The organism is Sorangium sp. So ce887, from assembly GCF_051521455.1.
Lineage (GTDB): Bacteria > Myxococcota_A > Polyangia > Polyangiales > Polyangiaceae > Sorangium.
The window spans coordinates 7,939,062-7,955,714 of the sequence record NZ_CP150354.1 but is presented as its reverse complement, the minus strand read 5'-3'; the positions used below and the strand labels follow the sequence as shown (position 1 = coordinate 7,955,714).

Here is a 16,653-nt window from a genome sequence, read left to right as displayed (position 1 = left end):
CTCGTGAGAGGGCGGTCGGGGGCTCGTGAGGGGGCGGTCGGGGGCTCGTGAGCCGGAGCTCGTCCGGGGGAGGTGGGGGTCTGTCCTGCGCATAGAGGGGGGGAGAGGAAGAGTTGCGTCTGGTGCGACGGGGGGCTGCCGCATGCATCCAATCGCCACCTGCTGAGGGCCTGGACCGGCAGGAGGACGAGGAGGACGCATGGCCGACCAAGGGAAGAAGAATGAAAGCCCAAGCATCGACCCGAACAGCAAGGTCGCGAGCCTGGAACCCCACCGCGAGGACCTGACAGGCACCATCCTCTCGACTGACCAGGGCATCCGGATCGACAGCACCGATGACTCACTCAAGGCAGGGGCCCGAGGGCCATCACTCCTTGAGGATTTTCATCTGCGGGAAAAGATTACGCATTTTGACCATGAGCGGATCCCGGAGCGCGTCGTCCACGCGCGGGGCTCGGGGGCGCACGGGTATTTCCAGGTCTATGAGCCGATGGCCGAGTACACGAGGGCGGGGTTCCTTCAGGACCCGAGCGCCAAGACGCCGGTCTTCGTCCGGTTCTCCACCGTGGTCGGCTCGCGCGGGTCGGCGGACACAGTCCGCGACGTGCGCGGCTTCGCGACGAAGTTCTACACCGAGGAGGGGAACTTCGACCTCGTCGGCAACAACATCCCGGTCTTCTTCATTCAGGACGGCATCAAGTTCCCGGACGTCATCCACGCGCTCAAGCCGGAGCCGGACCGGGAAATCCCACAGGCCTCGTCCGCTCACGACACCTCCTGGGACTTCATCTCGCTGATGCCGGAGTCGACCCACATGGCCCTGTGGGTGCTCTCGGATCGCGCCATCCCGCGGAGCTTCCGCATGATGGAGGGCTTCGGCGTCCACAGCTTCCGCTTCGTCAACGCGCAGGGCAAATCGCGCTTCGTCAAGCTGCACTGGAAGCCGCTCCTCGGCGTGCACTCCCTCGTCTGGGACGAAGCGCAGGAGCTCGCCGGCAGGGATCCGGACTACCACCGCCGCGACCTCTGGGACGCCATCGAGCGGGGGGATTACCCCGAGTACGAGCTCGGGGTGCAAATCATCGAGGAAGAGGACGAGTTCGCCTTCGACTTCGATCTGCTCGACGCGACGAAGATCGTGCCGGAGGAGCTCGTGCCGGTGCGCCGCATCGGCAAGCTGACGCTGAACCGCAACCCGGACAACTTCTTCGCCGAGACCGAGCAGGTCGCGTTCCACACGGCCAACGTCGTGCCCGGGATCGACTTCTCCGACGATCCCCTGCTCCAGATCCGGAACTTCTCGTACCTCGACACCCAGCTCCTCCGGCTCGGCGGCCCGAACTTCCCGCAGATCCCCATCAACCGCCCCCTCGCCCCGGTGCACAACCAGAACCGGGACGGCTTCATGCAGCAGCGGATCAAGCAGGGGCGCGCACACTACGTCCCGAACTCGCTCGCCGGCGGCTGCCCTGTGACGGCGTCGTGGCAGACGGGCGCCTTCGTGCACTACCCCGAGCGGGTCGTCGGGCTCAAGCTGCGCGAGCGGAGCGAGAGCTTCAAGGACCACATCACCCAGGCGAGGCTCTTCTGGAACAGCCTCTCTGTGCCCGAGAAGAGGCACCTGGTCCGCGCGGCGCGCTTCGAGCTCGGCAACGTCGCGACCCGGGACGTCCGCGAGCGCATGGTCGCGCGGCTCGGCGAGGTCGACGCTCAGCTCGGCAGGCTGGTCGCCGAGGGCCTCGGCATCGCCCCGCCCGCGGGCCAGCCCCAGGCGCCCTCGAAGGGCAAGGCCGCGGGCAAGCGCTCCGTGGACGCATCACCGGCGCTCAGCATGGAGAACACGGTGAAGGACACGGTGAAGAGCCGGCTCGTCGCCGTGCTCGCGGCCGACGGGTTCAGCGGCGCCGAGCTCGCGGCGGTGCGGGCGGCGCTCGAGGCGGCCGGGGCGCATGCGCAGGTCGTGTCGACGCGCCTCGGACCGATCCTCGGGGACGACGGCAGCACCGTGGAGGCGGACAGGACGCTGCTCACGACGAAATCCGTCATGTTCGACGCGGTCTACGTCCCCGGCGGGCGCGCCAGCGTCGAGGCGCTCGCGGCGATCGGCGAGGCGGTCCACTTCGTCAACGAGGCGTTCAAGCACTGCAAGGCGATCGGGGCGACGGGCGACGGCGTCGCGCTCCTCTCGTCGTCGCTCATCCGCGGCGTGGCGCTCGCCGACACGCCGGCCGCGGGCCCGCTCCTCTCCGACAAGGGCGTGATCACCCTGCGCGATCCCGCCGGGCTCACGCCGTTCACCCAGGAGCTCCTCCGGGCGATCGCGCAGCACCGCCACTGGGACCGCGAGGACATCGCGCAGATCCCCGCCTGACGGGCGGCTCATGAAGCCGGGCAGCTCGGCGAGACCTCACGGCTGGATGGCCCCGAGCTCGGCGATCTCCTGCTCCAGCTGCTCCCATTCGGCCATGAGCGCGTCGATGCGCGGCCCGAGCGCCTCCTCCTCGGCGTTCAACGCCGCGATCTCCGCCTGCCCCGTGCGCTCGAAGAACCCGTCGCTGCAGTAGAGGTCGTGGATCGCCTTCTTCCGCGCCTCCGCCGCCTCGATCGCCGCGAGCACCTTGTCGCGCCGCCCCGGGAGCTCCTTCTGCCGGTTGCGCCGCCGCTTCTGCTCCTCCCAGGAGCCGCCCGCCTCGGGCGCGGCGGCCGACTTCTGGTGCTCGCGCTTCGCCTTGAGCACCACCGTGTCGGCGTCGAGGTGATCGTCGCCGCAGCCGGCCAGGTACTCCTCGTAGGTGCCGAGGAAATCGCGCGGCCCGGTCTTCGTGACCTCGAGGATGCGCGTCGCCAGCTCGGACACGAAGAAGCGATCGTGCGAGACGAAGAGCACCGTCCCCTCGAAGGCCTTGAGCCCCTCGACGAGCCCGTGGATCGCCTCGAGATCGAGGTGGTTCGTCGGCTCGTCGAGCACGAGCACGTTGGGCCGCTCGACGAGGATCCGGCAGAAGATGAGCCGCGCCGCCTCGCCGCCGGAGAGCGAGCCGACGCTCTTCTCCACGTCGTCGCCCGAGAACAGCGCCTTGCCGAGCTGGCCGCGGACGTAGCTCGGCGACTCGTCGGGGCACGCCTCCCACAGGAAGGAGAGGGGCGTCATCGATCCGTCGACGAGCAGCTCGCGGTGGTCCTGGGCGAAGTAGCCGACGCGCACCTCGTGCCCCCACGACGCGCCGCCGGCGTCGGGCGCGAGGCGGTCCACGAGGATCTTGAGCAGCGTGGATTTGCCGAGCCCGTTCGGCCCGATCACCGCGACCCGCTCGCCCCGCCGCACCGACAGCGACACGTCGCGCAGCACCTGCTTGTCGCCGTACGCCTTCGAGATGCCCCGCGCCTCGAGCACGTCGCGACCGCTCGGCCGCTGGACCGCGAACCGGAACGCCGGGGTGCGCCGCGACGTGTCGGCGAGCTCCTCGACCTCGATCTTCTCGATCTGCTTGAGCCGGCTCTGCGCCTGGCGCGCCTTGGTCGCCTTGGCGCCGAACCGGTCCACGAACGCGCGCTTGTCGGCGATGATCTTCTCGGCGCGGGCGATCTCGGCCTGCTTGCGCTCGCGGATCGCCTGCTTCTCGACCACGAAGGCGGCGTAGTTGCCCGTGTAGAGCGTGATGGTCTCGTAGTCGACGTCGAGGATGTGCGTGGCGACGTTGTCGAGGAAGCGCTGGTCGTGCGAGATGACGACGGCGCACCCCTTGTAGCCGGCGAGGAACTTCTCGAGCCACCGGATCGACAGGATGTCGAGGTGGTTCGTGGGCTCGTCGAGCAGGAGCACGTCCGAGCCGCCGAGGAGGACCTGGGCGAGGAGCACGCGCAGCTTGAAGCCGCCCGACAGCGTGGAGAGCGACCTGCGGTGGGCCTCCACGGGGATGCCGAGCCCCTCGAGGACGGCGCTCGCGCGCGCCTCCAGGGTGTAGCCGTCGTGGGCGCGGATGCGGTCCTCCAGGTCGGCGATTCGGCCGGCGTCGCCGCCTTCCTCCGCGAGGCGGCGCGACTCGACGAGCGCGTCCCAGACGACGCGATCGCCCATCATCGCGAGATCCAGGATGATCTGGTCGTCGTCGAGGAACCGGTCCTGCCGGAGCACGCCCACGCGGGCGTCCTTCGGCAGGCTGACGTTCCCTTCGGTCGCGGGCTCGTCGCCGGCCACGATCTTGAGGAAGGTGGTCTTGCCCGAGCCGTTGGCGCCCACGAGGCCGTAGCGGGACCCCGGGTTCAGCTTGAGCGAGACGCCCTCGAAGAGGGTCCGATCACCGAAGGATTTCGCTAGGTTGGACGTTCCGAGCATGGCGCTTTGGGGGCTTGGGCCGCGCGGCGCGGCGCGCGCCGTCAGGAGCGGCGCGGTGCGCGGCGCCGCGGGGGGCAGAGGCATAGCACTGCGCCCCGGGAGAGCGGGGGGTTCGTGCGCCGCCGCGGTCGTCTAGGGGCCCCGGCGGCCGGACGGCGGCGCGTCAGTCGACGCGCTCACACACCACCTTGTCCGAGGCGGCGTCCTTGTTGTTCCCGTCGTTGCACTCGTTGATCGCGCCGTCGGGGTCGACGGCGCCGTAGATCAGGATCGAGAGGTTCCACGGGAACTCGTCGATGGTGGCGGTGAGGCTCACGCTGGCCCCCGGCGCGATCGGCCCCGCGACGACCTCCTCGTGGAGCACCGTCCCGCCCTGACCGGGATCGCCGGCGTAGTACCGGATCCGCACGTCGCTCGCGGGCGCGGAGCCGGCGTTTGTGACCCTCGTCGGGACGTCGACCTCCTGGGTGTTGCACTTCACGTCGGTCACCCGGCCGATCTCGATCTGGAGGTCCGGCAGCGCGTCGCCCTCGTCCACGACCACGATCTGCTCGTTGTTGCCCTCGTTGCACTCGCGCTCGATGGCGCTCTCGTCGACGACCGCGCGCACGCGGCCGGGCAGCGTCGCCAGCGGGCTGTTCGCGGCGTTGTAGCTCACCGTGAGGAGCAGCGAGCTGTGCGGCTCGATGCTCGTCTGGAGGACCGCCTTCAGCGGGACGAGGGTCTCGTCGAGGAGCGGCTCCCAGCCGTCCGCGGCGTCCCACTCGCCGTAGAAGCTGAGGACGACGCCGGGGCCCACGCGCAGATCGCCGTCGTTCTTCACGCGCACGGTGATCTCGACGTTGTCGGTGAGCTCGCCGCAGGCCGCGTCGGGCGACGAGATCTGGATGGCGTCCAGCGCGAGGTCCGGCGCGATCCCGTACGACCGCGGGTTCGAGCGGTAGGTGTTGTAGACGCGGCCGCCGTAGGTCTTCCAGCTCTCGGGCTCGCGCTGGGGGATGCCGCCGCTCTCGAGCACGTTCGTCACGTGGTAGCTGTGCTGGTTCCAGATGCGGCGGGCCGAGACCCAGGTATCGGTGGGGCTGCCCCAGACCTCGAGGCCGTTGTTGTAATCGACGCCCTCGCGGCAGTTCTCGGACTCGTTCGAGGTGGCGAACACGATCTCGGCGTTGCCATCGTTGTCGACGTCGGCCACGACCGGGTACTCGGTCCGCGTGCGGCTCGGGGAGTGCTCCTTGAACAGGACGCTGGCGGTCACGCCGTCGTAGATGCGGAAATAGCACTCGTCGTTGTAGATGACCTCGGCGGCGCCGTCGCCGTTGAAGTCGAACACGCTCGATCCGGTGGCGCGGCTGGAGTTGTCCTCGATGACGCGCCGCCAGCCGTTGTGGTAGCAGACGCAGGTGCCCCGCTGCGTGTTGCAGGTCGCCGCGCCGGTGCCGCCGCAGTCCTCGTCGGTCGTGCACTCCTTCCCGTTCGGCGTCCGCGCGGGGTTGGCTGTCCCCGAGCCGTTGTCGTAGATCGGGTTCGGCCACTCCGGGCACTCCGCCGTCGGTTCCTGGAGGTCGAGCATCACGTAGCGCCCGCCGAACGCCGTGCCGACCTCGGGGAAGCCGTCGCCGTCGAAGTCGTCCACGTTCGGCGCCCCGCCGTCGAAATTGGCGCTCGCGCCCATCGCCATGCGGCGCGCGATCGTGCCGTCCTGCCCGTTCAGCACGAAGAAATACCCGTTGTTGAACAGGATCACCTCAGGGAGCTGGTCGAGCCGGTTGCTCGGTCCGGGCGCGGCGCTCTGGTCGGCCCCGAGGACGTCGGCCACGGCGCAGAACCCGTCGCGCTGGGCGAGCGGGATCTGGGTCGCCCCGTTGACGGTCTGCCCGTCCCAGACCACGACGAGCTCCCCGTTGCAGAACGCGGTCGCCTCCGGGTCCGTGTAGGGGGGCGCGCACTCGGCCCTGCTCGTCACGCCCTCCGGCGGGCGGGGCAGGGCGTAGGCGGTGCTGCCCGCGACGATCTCCAGCCGGTGGTCGTCCTTGAGGTTCGCCACGCACGCGATGGGGCCGAGCCGGTTGGCCGCGTTCGCCGGATCCCCCTGGATCCCCTGCGCCGCCTTGCCCACGAACCTGTCGACGATCGAGAGCGCGCGGGTCGTCGCGTCGACGCGGAGCGTGAACACGCGCGCCCCGACCACGATCTCCGGGAGCCCCGCTCCGTCGATGTTGGCGATCGCCGGCGCAGGCTCGTTGTAAACGTCGGTGGATAGCCAGAGGTCGTTCGCGACGAGCCGGGTCTCGCCCGTGTTGGTGAAGATCTGGAGCCCTCGCGACTCGGTGATCGCGACGATCTCGGGGACGCCGTCGCCGTCGAGATCGCCGATGGCCAGCGAGGCGGTCGGCATCAGCGTCGCGTCGGCGCAGAGGTAGTTCGCGTCGAAGGCCTCGCCTTCCTGCCATACCTGCGCACCGAGCACCGCGAAGTAGTTGCGCCCCTTGTTGGGTCCGCCGCCGTGGATCGCGCGGAGGACCCCGCTATCTCTGTACGTCGAGCCGCAGAACGTCGTGAAGATGATCTCGGGGAAGTCGAGCTCGTTGATGAGCCCGTCGCCGTTGTCGTCGTCGAGGTTGGCGACGAGCGGGGTCATGACGTTCTGCGCCGAGATCGGGAACGGGCTGTCGACGGCGTCCGTGTTGGCGCGGTTCTTCCCTCCCCACGTGAACTCGACCTCCGGCAGGACGCTCGCGAACGGCTCCGGGGGCAAGAGGCACGTGGGCGCGGCGCCGGTGCCGGAGCAGGAGCCGACCTCGCAGGCGGCGTAGGTGGGGCAGTCCCAGTCGTCCTCGCAGGGGCAGCTCGCGTTCCCCATGCCGTCGTCGGTGCAGGTGCTCTCGTAGTAGGCCTCGCCGCCACACGTGAAGAGCTCGCTCGTGGTGCTGCCGTTGGAGACGCACGAGAGGAGGCTCTCGCCGTCGCACGTCCGCTCGCCGGCGGTGCAGGCGTCGGCGACGCAGATGGTGCCGTTGCAGAACTGGTTGAAGGGGCACCGGAGGTCGTCCTCGCAGCTGATATCCACGCAGATGGCGCCCCCCTCCGGGGTCATCTGGCATTGCTCGGTCGGGTCGCAGGTGAGGTCGGCGCAGGTGTTGTTGACGCAGGTGCCCTGTCCGTCCTCGATCTCACAGCGCTGATCCGGCCGGCAGTCCACGTCCCCACAGCCGCTCTCGACGCCGCCCGCCCCGCCGCTGCCGACCGTGCTCCCGACGAACCCGCCGCCGGTGCCTCCGCTCGTGCTGCCGCCACCCCCGCCGCCCTCGCCCGGGCTCGTCACGATCTCAGGATTGCTGCAGGCCGTTGCAGCGAGCCATAACCAAGGAAGCGCGAGGGGAAGCATCCGCCGGGGGCACGTGGGCATGAGACGATTGTACGGGCGCGCAGTCGACATGGAAGCGCGTTCGCGCGCGACTTCGTGCGGCGAGTGGGAGCTCTGCCCACGATGGGCGTCGCCCGCGGCGGAGGTCCGCGGCGCGGGGACGCGCGCCGCGCGCGCCGTGCGGGACGGCCACGGTGGGGGCAGCCCCGAGGGTTTACGCGAGGAACGCCGGGGCGCGTTGAATCGCCCTTTCGCTCCCCGGTCCGCGGTTCACGCCCCGCCGCGCTCGAGCGCCTCCTGCAGCGCGCGCACCTCGCGCGCGAACGCCGGCTCGGTGCGCAGCGCGGCGGTTCGCTCCGCCGGCAGCGAGAGCGTGCGGTCGGCGACGATGCGCGCCGGGCGCGGGGACAGCACGACGGCGCGCTCGGCGAGGTAGGCGGCCTCGATGATCGAGTGGGTCACGAAGAGCACCGTCATCCCGAGCTCGGCCCACAGGGCGCGGAGCTGATCGTCGAGCCGGCTCCGGGTGAGCTCGTCGAGCGCGGCGAACGGCTCGTCGAGCAGGAGCAGCCGCGGGCGCGTCACCATCGCGCGGGCCAGCGACACGCGCATGCGCATGCCGCCGGAGAGCTCGGCCGGGTACCGCGCGTCCGCGTCGGCGAGGCCCACCTGGAGCAGCGCGGCCCGCGCGGCGGCGCGGCGCTCCTCGACCGGCGCACCGGCGAGCTCGAGCGGCAGGGCGGTGTTCTCGAGGACGCTCCGCCACGGCAGGAGGTGCGCGTCCTGGAAGACGTACGCGATGGGCGCGCGCGCGCCGCCCGCGCCGCTCGCGCCCCCCTCGGCCTCCACGACGGCCGCGCCGGCGTCGGCGCGGTCGAGCCCGGCGACGAGGCGCAGCAAGGTGGACTTGCCGCACCCGGAGGGCCCGAGCAGCGCGACGAACGCGCCCGGCGCGACGTCGAGATCGAGGCCGTCGAGCACGACAAGGCCGGAGGCGCTGCCCCCCCGCGCGCGGCCGGCGTCGTCCAGCACCGGGAAGACGCGCCGGATGCCGGTCAGCCGCACGCGGACGCCGCCGCTCGCCATCGCCTTCGTCATCTGCGCCCGGCGTTCTATCCGCGCCGCCGCCGGTTGGCCAGCAGCGCGTGAGCCGCCGCGCCCGCGCCGATCAGCTCGACGAGGCCGTGCGCACGCAGCGGAAGCCGCCGTCGGCGAAGCGGTAGTGCGCCTCGAAGCTCATGCGCGCCCAGGTGCGGAGCGACTGCGCGCCGTACATCCACGAGCCGCCGCGCATCACGAGCAGCGGCCTGTCCGGAGGCCGCGTGTTGCGCGGGTTGTGGGAGGGGCCGTCCGCATAGAAGTGCGGATCGTCGTAGTCCTCGCACCACTCCCACACGTTGCCGGCGAGGTCGAGGATGCCGTAGGGCGAGGCGCTGCCCGGCGTCGAGCCGACTGGCACCGTCCCGCCCTCGCGGTTGTCGTAGTTCGCGCGCGCCGGCCCCGGCTCGGCGCGCCCCCAGGGGTACTTGCGGCCGTCGGTGCCGCGCGCGGCCTTCTCCCACTCGGCCTCGGTCGGCAGGCGCTTGCCGGCCCAGTTGGCGTAGGCCCGCGCGTCGTCCCACGACACGTACACCACGGGGTGGTCCTCGAGGCCCGCGGGGATCTCGCCGCGCCTGAAATGGGAGAGGAACCGGCTCGCGTCGGCGTCGTCGGGGCGATACCCCGTCACGTCGACGAACGCCTTGAACTGCCGGTTCGTGACCGGCGTGCGGTCCATGTAGAAGGCGTCGACATGGAGCTTCCTGCGCTGCTGCCCGCTCAGGAACGGCCCGCCGGGGACGAGGATCATCTGCTCGCCGGTCTTCTCGCGGACCGTCGGCGCGAGCTCGCGCCCGTCGGACGAGGGCCGCGCCGGCGAGGGCGAGAACTCCGCGAGCGCCTCGTCGAGCCGCGCCCGGAACTCCGCGCACGACGCCGGCCGCCCGGCCGGATCCTTCGCGAGCGCGTCGAGGATGAGCCGGTCGAGCGCCGGCGGGAGGTCGGGGCGGAGCGATGAGGGCGGCGCCGGCGGATCGGCGACGTGGGCCATCATCACGGCAAAGTGGTTGGGGCTGTCGAACGGCACCTGCCCTGTCGACAGCTTGTAGAGCGTCACGCCGAGAGAGTAGATGTCCGAGCGCGGGTCCGCGGCGTGGGGGCTCTTCACCTGCTCGGGCGACATGTAACAGCACGTCCCGAGGAACGCGCCGCTCAGGGTGTAGGTCGTCCCCTCGAGGATCTTGGCGATGCCGAAGTCGACGATCTTGGGCATCAGGCCGTCCTTGCCGGTCGTGACGAGGATGTTGTCGGGCTTGAGGTCGCGGTGGATGATGCCCATCCGGTGCCCCTCATCCATCGCGTCGAGGACCCCGCCGAACAGCGCGCGGATCTCCTGGAAGGGGATGCGCCCGCGCCACCGCTCGAGGTGCCGCACGAGGGTCGACCCCTCGACGTACTCCATGATGATCGCGAGCAGGTGCTCGCGCTCGACGAAGTCGTAGACGGCGACGACGTTGTCGTGGCTCCAGGAGCGGAGCACCCGCGCTTCCCGCGCGAACCGCCGCCGGATCTCGGGGTTGCCGGAGAGGTTCGAGTGCAGGCACTTGACGGCGACGACGCGCTCGCGCGCCCGGTCGTGGGCCCGGTAGACGACGCCCATGCCGCCCTCGCCGAGCGTCGACTCGATGCGGTAGACGCTGATCTCCGTGCCGGGCAGGAGCCGCACCGGCGGCAGCGGCAGCGAGGGTGGCGGCAGCCCCCCGGCGCCGAGATGTGTGGGGGGAAACGCCGTCGCGGCGAGCCCGGGATCGGTGATGAGATGGCCGCACGAGGGGCAGAAGCGGGCGTTCTCCGGGAGCGGAGCGCTGCAGCCGGCGCACCGGGGAGAGCTGTCCTGGCCCATCGGTCGCGGCGAGTCTCGCACAGGTCGGGGCCGTCGTGGGCGGCGAATGTGTGGCGCGCCGGGAGCGGCCCCGGCCGCCGTGTGGACCGAGCGGCGCTCCGTGTGGACCGAGCGGCGTGGTAGCGTCGCGCGATGAGCGCTCCGGGGGACGACGCCGCCGATCGGCCCATGGGTGCGATCCACGCGGCGCTCGTCGCGGGCGGCACGATCGCGCCCCTGGTCATGGACGACCGGCAGACGTGCCTGTGGACGGATTGCGAGCTCGCGTCGCTCGTCGAGAACCGCTTCTTCGCGCGCATCGATCCTGTGGCGCGCGGCGCCGAGCTGCGCGCCGTGTGGGAGCCGAGGGCGACGCGCGACGGCGCGCTGATCGGGACGCCTCATGCGGGCGCGCGCTATGTGCGCCCGTACTGGCTCATGCAGGGTGGCAGTCGTGTCGGCACCATCGCGCTGTCGACGGGCGCCCGCGGGGAGCGGCTGATCGAGGTCTCGAGCCTGTACGTGCTCCCCGCCCACCGCGGGCGCGGCGTCGCGGGCGCCGCGCTGCGCCGCGCGGACGTCGTCGCGTGGGCCCACGGCGTGCCCGGCGTGCGCGTGCAGACCTGCTGGGCGTGGCAGCCGGCGGTGCGGTTCTATCTCGGCCTGCGCATGTGGATCGCCGGCTGGACGGACGCGCTCGTCTTCACGTGGCGCCGCGGGCTGCCCGCGCACGACATCGAGATCGGCGAGCGGGAGGCCACGTTCAGCGTCGTCGTCGACGGCCGGAAGGAGCGCCTCATCCGCGCCTCGGCCGAGGGCGACCGGCTCGAATGGGTGGAGTCGCCCCGGATGGATGCCTATCGCGGCGAGCCCTCCGACGTGGCGTATCTCGGCCCGGGGACGTTCGCTGTCGCCCTGGCGACGCGCGGCTTCCCGCTCGTCCGGTCCGAGGGCCTCTGGCGAGAGCGCCACCGCTCGTCCAACGTCGGGGAGCCCGAGGGGCTCGCGTACAAGATCGAGCTCTTCGAGGCGGTCGATCGCAGCTTCGGCTTCGACGTCCGCACGCCGCGCATCCCGGGCCTCCTGTACCGAGCGTACGAAGACATCGACTGAGGTGGCGCACGTGGCGCACGTGGCGCGAGCGCCGGCGCCCGGTCGTGTAAGCTCCGGCGCATGGACGACTGGCTCCACCGCGCGCCGACCGCGTTCCGCGGCAAGCGCATCTTCCGGCTCGGTCTCGCGGCGAACTACGGCATCGACGAGGGCGGCGTGCGCTCGGCGATGGATCGCGGCGTCAACCTCTTCTTCTGGACCCTGCGGGCGGGTGGGCTCGGCAATCCGCTGCGCGAGGCGCTGAAGCAGCGCCGCGACCGGGTGGCGGTGGTCGGCGTCGCGCAGGTCGGCTGGTTCGGCTGGGGCGTGCGCCGGGGGGCCGAGAAGCTCCTGCGCGAGCTCGGGACCGATCACCTCGACGCCTACCTGCTCGGCTGGCTCGGCGTCGGCGCCGCGTGGACGAGCGCGACCGAGCGTGAGCTCGTCCACCTGCGCGAGAGCGGCAAGGTGGGCGCGCTCGGGGTGAGCATCCATGACCGGGCGCGGGCGGGCGGCCTCGCGGCGTCCTCTCCGCTCGACCTGCTGATGATCCGCTACAACGCCGCGCACCCGGGGGCGGAGCGGGACATCTTCCCGCACGTGCGCGACGCGAGGCCGAGCGTCCTCGCCTACACGGCGACGGCGTGGCGGCGCCTCTTGAAGAAGCCGAGGGGCTGGGACGGCCCGGCGATGACGGCGGGCGACTGCTATCGATTCCAGCTCTCCAGCCCGCACGTGGATCTCGCGCTGACGGGGCCGAAGACCCGCGCCGAGGTGGAGGAGAACCTCGACGCGCTCGCGAAGGGGCCGCTCACCGCGGACGAGGAGGCGTGGATGCGCGAGTTCGGTCGCGCGGTGCACGGGTGAGCGGGGCGTCCATGGATCCGAGGATCATCGCCTGCACCACCGTCTTCCCGGCGGATGCGGCGCGCCTGCTCGTCGAGGGGGTCGCGCCGCACGCGCTCGCGCTGCCTGCGGCGCGCTCGGCGGAGAACCTCGCCGTCGTCGCGCCGGATCCGGTCGTTCTGGGCGCCGAGGTGGTCTTTGGCCAGCCGCATCCGGACGACGTCTGCGCGGCCCCGCGCCTGCGCTGGGTGCACCTCAGCACCGCCGGCTATGCCCGTTATGATGTGCCCTCCGTGCGCGCCGCGCTCGCGGCCCGCGGCGCCGTCCTCACGACGAGCAGCGGTGTCTACGCCGACCCTTGCGCGGAGCACGCGCTCGCGTTCCTGCTCGCGGCCTCCCGGCGGCTGCCCGAGTGCCTCGAGAACCAGCTCGGCCCGCGCGGCTGGCCCGACGCGCCCGTGCGTTCGCGGAGCGCGCTCCTCCGCGGCCGGCGGGTGTTGCTCCTCGGCTTTGGCGCCATCGGCCGCCGCCTCGCCGCGCTGCTCGCCCCGTTCGAGGTGGATCTGCGCATCCTGCGGTCCCGTCCCCGCGGCGACGAGCCTGGCCGTGTCGTCGCGAGGGACGCGCTCGGCGACGCCTTCGCGTGGGCGGACCACGTGGTCTCGACCCTGCCTGACGCGGAGAGCACGCGGCGGCTCGTCTCGCGCGCGCTCCTCGCGCGGATGCGCCCCGACGCGTGGTTCTTCAACGTCGGCCGGGGCGCCACCGTCGACCAGGCGGCGCTGCTCGAGGCGCTGGAGGCGCGCCGCCTCGCGGGCGCGTACCTCGACGTGACGGATCCCGAGCCGCTGCCGCCCGAGCACCCGCTCTGGCGCGCACCGGGCTGCTTCATCACGCCGCACACCGCCGGCGGGCGGCGCGAGGAGCCGGTGGCGCAGGTCGAGCATTTCCTGGCGAACCTGCGGCGGTTCGAGCGGGGGGAGCCGCTCGTGGACCGGGTGATCTGAGGCGGCGGCGCGCGGGCGCGCTCGCGAAGGGAGCAGCATCGGAACGGGGACGATTCCCCCGCGTGACAGTCGGATCCGCGCTCGATCGGGCTCGCGACGCTTCACTCCGGTTCCGGTCGGAGCGGATGGCGAAGCGCCGCGGGGAGGGACGCCGGAGAGCTCCGTCGTTGCACGGCGCACCGTTCGGGGGAGCGCCGGAAGGTCGTCCACCCAGCCCCCTGCATCGTCTTGCTGCGCGGTGAGCGCCTTGAAATCGCCCTCTCCTGCGCGCAGTCACCCGCTTCAAGGCTTGAAACGCCCGACTCGGTCGCCCAGTCGGCGATCTCAAGCCCTGAAACGGTCGACTCGGGGACCGAGCCGCCCATCTCAAGCCTTGATCCGCCCCGCTGGGCCGCCGAGTCGGCCGTCTCACGCCTTGAAACGGCCGACTCGGCCCCCGAGTCGCCCGCTGCAACGCTTGCATCAAGCGTTGCAGCGGGCCGCAGGCTCACGCGTCCGGCGAGGCCTCCTGCTGGCCCGCCGGCCCGGCCGCCGGCGCGGCCGGCGCCGCCGGCTGGCCGGGCGGGAGCGCGTCGCTCACGCCGCTCGCGCGGTGGACCTCGGCCAGGTCGTCGAAGAGGAGCGGCAGGAGCTCTGGCTTGCCCAGGTGGGCGAGCAGCCCGCGCACGAGGCTCTTGTTCGCGTTGTAGACACCCAGCCAGGCCTCGCGCGCGGTCGACACCTCGGGGCCGAGCTCGAGCCGCTCGACGCGCGTGGCGCGCTGCTGCCGCTCGATGATCCCGAGCTTCTCGTGCGCCTCCCTGAGCTCGGCCAGCCACACCTCCGCGCCCCGGATCTTCTCGCGGTGCTTCTCCAGCTCGTCGGCGATGTGCCCGACCGCCGCGGTCAGCTTCGTGAGCCGCCGGCGCGCGAGGACGCTCGGCGCCTCGCCGCGGAAGAACACCTTGGGATCGACCGGCCTCCCCTTGAGCGAGTCGAGGTACGAGGCGAACCGCACGACGACGTCCCGCGCCTCCTCGAGCACCGCGCCGGTGTCGAGCTCCGGCGCGGGCTTGGGCTGGCGATCGAGGACGTCGGACATCGCCTGATCGGCCATGAGCTGCTTGCCGATCGCGAACTCGACCATGCCGTCGAGCGCAGGGAGCTTGCCCATCAGGACCGCGGCCATCTGCTCGCGGGCGAACTTACCGTAAATCTTCGTCTCGAAAGGATCGATATAGGGGTCTGCCACAGGCGCCTCCTTGGGTTGAGCCAAACGAGCCGATGCTTGCCGAGCGCGACTGCCCTTCGCAAGACCATGGCAGGGATCCGGCGCATGGGGGTTGCGCCGGAGTTGCCCGGAGAGGTTCACAGGAAGGCGAGAAGGCGGGAAGATGATTGGTTTTTTCTGCCCGCCTGCCCGCCTCCCGCCTCCCCGCCTTCCTGTTGAAATCCAGCCACCCCCGGCGCCGGCGTGGACCCGTCGGGCCTGGGCGACGGGCGGCAGCCTTCGCCTTCGCATCCGACCCCCACCGCGTCACTCGGGGCGCGCAGAGGCCGGCCGGCGTCGCAGGATCTCCTCGCGGTCACCTGCATGGACGCCCCGGGGGAACTCGCGCCGGTGTTGCTCGAGCAGCTCGCGCGCCGCGTCTCCTCCTCCCGAGGTGAGCGTCGTGATGGCCTGTCGCCACAGCCGGTCCTCGCGCCCGGACAGGGCGCCGCCACCCGGGAGCGGACCGGGTGCTCGCAGCGGGCTCGACCGGATGCGGCCTGTCGCCTCGGGAACGCCGCCCGCTGCGCCGGCGGCCTGTGGATCCGGCGGCGGCGCAGGTGCCCAGGGGAGGGCCCTGCCGCGCTGAACGGCCGCCTGGAGCTGCGGTGAGCTCCGCGAGCCCGCGTCGGCTGGTGGCGTCGCAACATCGCCTGTCCCACCCGGGGCGAACAGCACGAGAGCGCCCGCCGCGACGCCGGCGGCGGCGCTGGTCACCGATCTTCCGACAGCGCATGTCGCCACCTGCGAGTTGCCCCGCGAGCTCGCTGCCTGGCTGGCATCGCCGCGGGACGGCGCGCGCCCGAGGGCGCGGCGAGCCCAGCCGAGCAGCCGCCGCAGCGGGCCTCCGTGGACTGGCCCCGACGAAGCGCGCGCTTCGCCCGCGCCGAACGCGAGGGCGAGCGGCGCGAGCGGCGCGCCTCGGCCGCGGTTCCGCGCCCGCCAGCGCCGCGCGGCGGCGTCGAGGCTCAGCCGCGCGAGCCGGAGGTGGTTCCACGCGGTGTTGCGCGGGATCGCGCGCTCCTCGGCGATGACCTGGACCGCCTCCTCCTCCAGGTCGTGCGCGACGAGGATCTCACGGCGCATCGGAGGGACCTCCAGGAGCAGCTCGGCGAGGAGGTCGCTCCGTTGCGCCTCGATGAGCCGTGTCTCGGAGTCCGGCGCATCGCTGGGGAGCCCGTCCAGCGCCTCCTCCGGCCACAGCGCCTCGCGCCGGCGATGGGCGCGCTTGCGCTCGTTGGAGGTGAGGTTGAACGCGATCCGCAGGAGCCAGGTGCGCACGCTGGCGAGGCGGGGATCGAACCGGGGCAACGACCGCGCGGCGCCGTGGAAGATCTCCTGGAGCAGATCGTCCCGATCCGCGCCCCGGAAACCCCGCCGCTCCACGTAGCGGCGAATGGCGTCCTGGTGCTCGGCCATGATCGACTCCAGGGTGAGCGGTGAGCCCTCGGCGGCGGCGTCGGTCTTGCGAGAAGGTTTCCCCATACCCGCTCAGTTACGTGGCGCGTCTGTTCGACATTTGAAAAAACGTCATGCTGGGGCGGGTCGATCCAGGCCGGTCGTGCTCGTGTGTGCGCGCTCTGGACCATGCCGTGGAGGGGAGCGCGGAGCATTCCGGAGGAGCTACCAAAATTGGCTGACGGTTGAGCTGATTTCGTCGTTTGCTCCGGGCCAAGGCAGCTTGACCGCATGGAGCCTCACTCGTAGTGTGCCGGCGAGATGGGCTCCACGGGTTGAGGAATCCCCTCAAATTTTTCGGAAAATTCACAGGGAGGCGGGGAGGCGGGGAGTAAAATCTCAGAAAAACTCCCCGCCTCCCCGCCTCCCTGTTCAATT

The 16,653-nt window shown here is 71.7% G+C and carries 10 protein-coding genes; 4 read left to right on the top strand and 6 right to left on the bottom strand.

What is annotated here, in order from left to right; genetic code table 11:
• Window positions 1-199: 199 nt before the first annotated feature.
• On the top strand, window positions 200-2,371 hold the full coding sequence (locus tag WMF36_RS29295; RefSeq protein ID WP_437574068.1) for a catalase: 2,172 nt from the start codon (window positions 200-202) through the stop codon (window positions 2,369-2,371).
• A gap of 36 nt (window positions 2,372-2,407) precedes the next feature.
• Here the strand turns inward: WMF36_RS29295 and abc-f are convergent, their stop codons facing one another.
• From abc-f to WMF36_RS29275, 4 genes are all read right to left on the bottom strand, one after another.
• On the bottom strand, window positions 2,408-4,336 hold the full coding sequence (gene abc-f / locus WMF36_RS29290) for a ribosomal protection-like ABC-F family protein (RefSeq protein WP_437574067.1): 1,929 nt from the start codon (window positions 4,334-4,336) through the stop codon (window positions 2,408-2,410).
• Window positions 4,337-4,499: 163 nt separating this feature from the next.
• Window positions 4,500-7,661, bottom strand: a complete 3,162-nt coding sequence (locus WMF36_RS29285; RefSeq protein ID WP_437574066.1) for a CARDB domain-containing protein — start codon at window positions 7,659-7,661, stop codon at window positions 4,500-4,502.
• 312 nt (window positions 7,662-7,973) lie between these two features.
• Entirely contained in the window at window positions 7,974-8,801 is an 828-nt protein-coding gene (locus tag WMF36_RS29280; protein ID WP_437574065.1) for an ABC transporter ATP-binding protein, read from the bottom strand.
• Window positions 8,802-8,871: 70 nt separating this feature from the next.
• Complete coding sequence (locus WMF36_RS29275) at window positions 8,872-10,644, bottom strand: SUMF1/EgtB/PvdO family nonheme iron enzyme (protein WP_437574064.1); 1,773 nt, start codon at window positions 10,642-10,644, stop codon at window positions 8,872-8,874.
• Window positions 10,645-10,776: 132 nt separating this feature from the next.
• Between WMF36_RS29275 and WMF36_RS29270 the strand changes: the two genes are divergently transcribed.
• From WMF36_RS29270 to WMF36_RS29260, 3 genes are read left to right on the top strand one after another with little or no spacing between them, the layout of a single operon-like run.
• Entirely contained in the window at window positions 10,777-11,736 is a 960-nt protein-coding gene (locus tag WMF36_RS29270; RefSeq protein ID WP_437574063.1) for a GNAT family N-acetyltransferase, read from the top strand.
• A gap of 60 nt (window positions 11,737-11,796) precedes the next feature.
• Window positions 11,797-12,582: an aldo/keto reductase gene (locus tag WMF36_RS29265; protein ID WP_437574062.1), complete on the top strand. Its 786-nt coding sequence runs from the start codon at window positions 11,797-11,799 to the stop codon at window positions 12,580-12,582.
• Window positions 12,583-12,593: 11 nt separating this feature from the next.
• Window positions 12,594-13,568, top strand: a complete 975-nt coding sequence (locus WMF36_RS29260; protein WP_437574060.1) for an NAD(P)-dependent oxidoreductase — start codon at window positions 12,594-12,596, stop codon at window positions 13,566-13,568.
• Window positions 13,569-14,055: 487 nt separating this feature from the next.
• On the opposite strand, the gene WMF36_RS29255 is transcribed toward WMF36_RS29260, so the two are convergent.
• Window positions 14,056-14,799 carry a hypothetical protein gene (locus tag WMF36_RS29255; protein ID WP_437574059.1) on the bottom strand — a complete coding sequence of 248 codons (744 nt, stop codon included), beginning with the start codon at window positions 14,797-14,799 and terminating at the stop codon, window positions 14,056-14,058.
• A 285-nt stretch (window positions 14,800-15,084) separates the two neighbouring features.
• Window positions 15,085-16,302 carry an RNA polymerase sigma factor gene (locus WMF36_RS29250; protein ID WP_437574058.1) on the bottom strand — a complete coding sequence of 406 codons (1,218 nt, stop codon included), beginning with the start codon at window positions 16,300-16,302 and terminating at the stop codon, window positions 15,085-15,087.
• Between the last annotated feature and the right edge of the window lie 351 nt (window positions 16,303-16,653).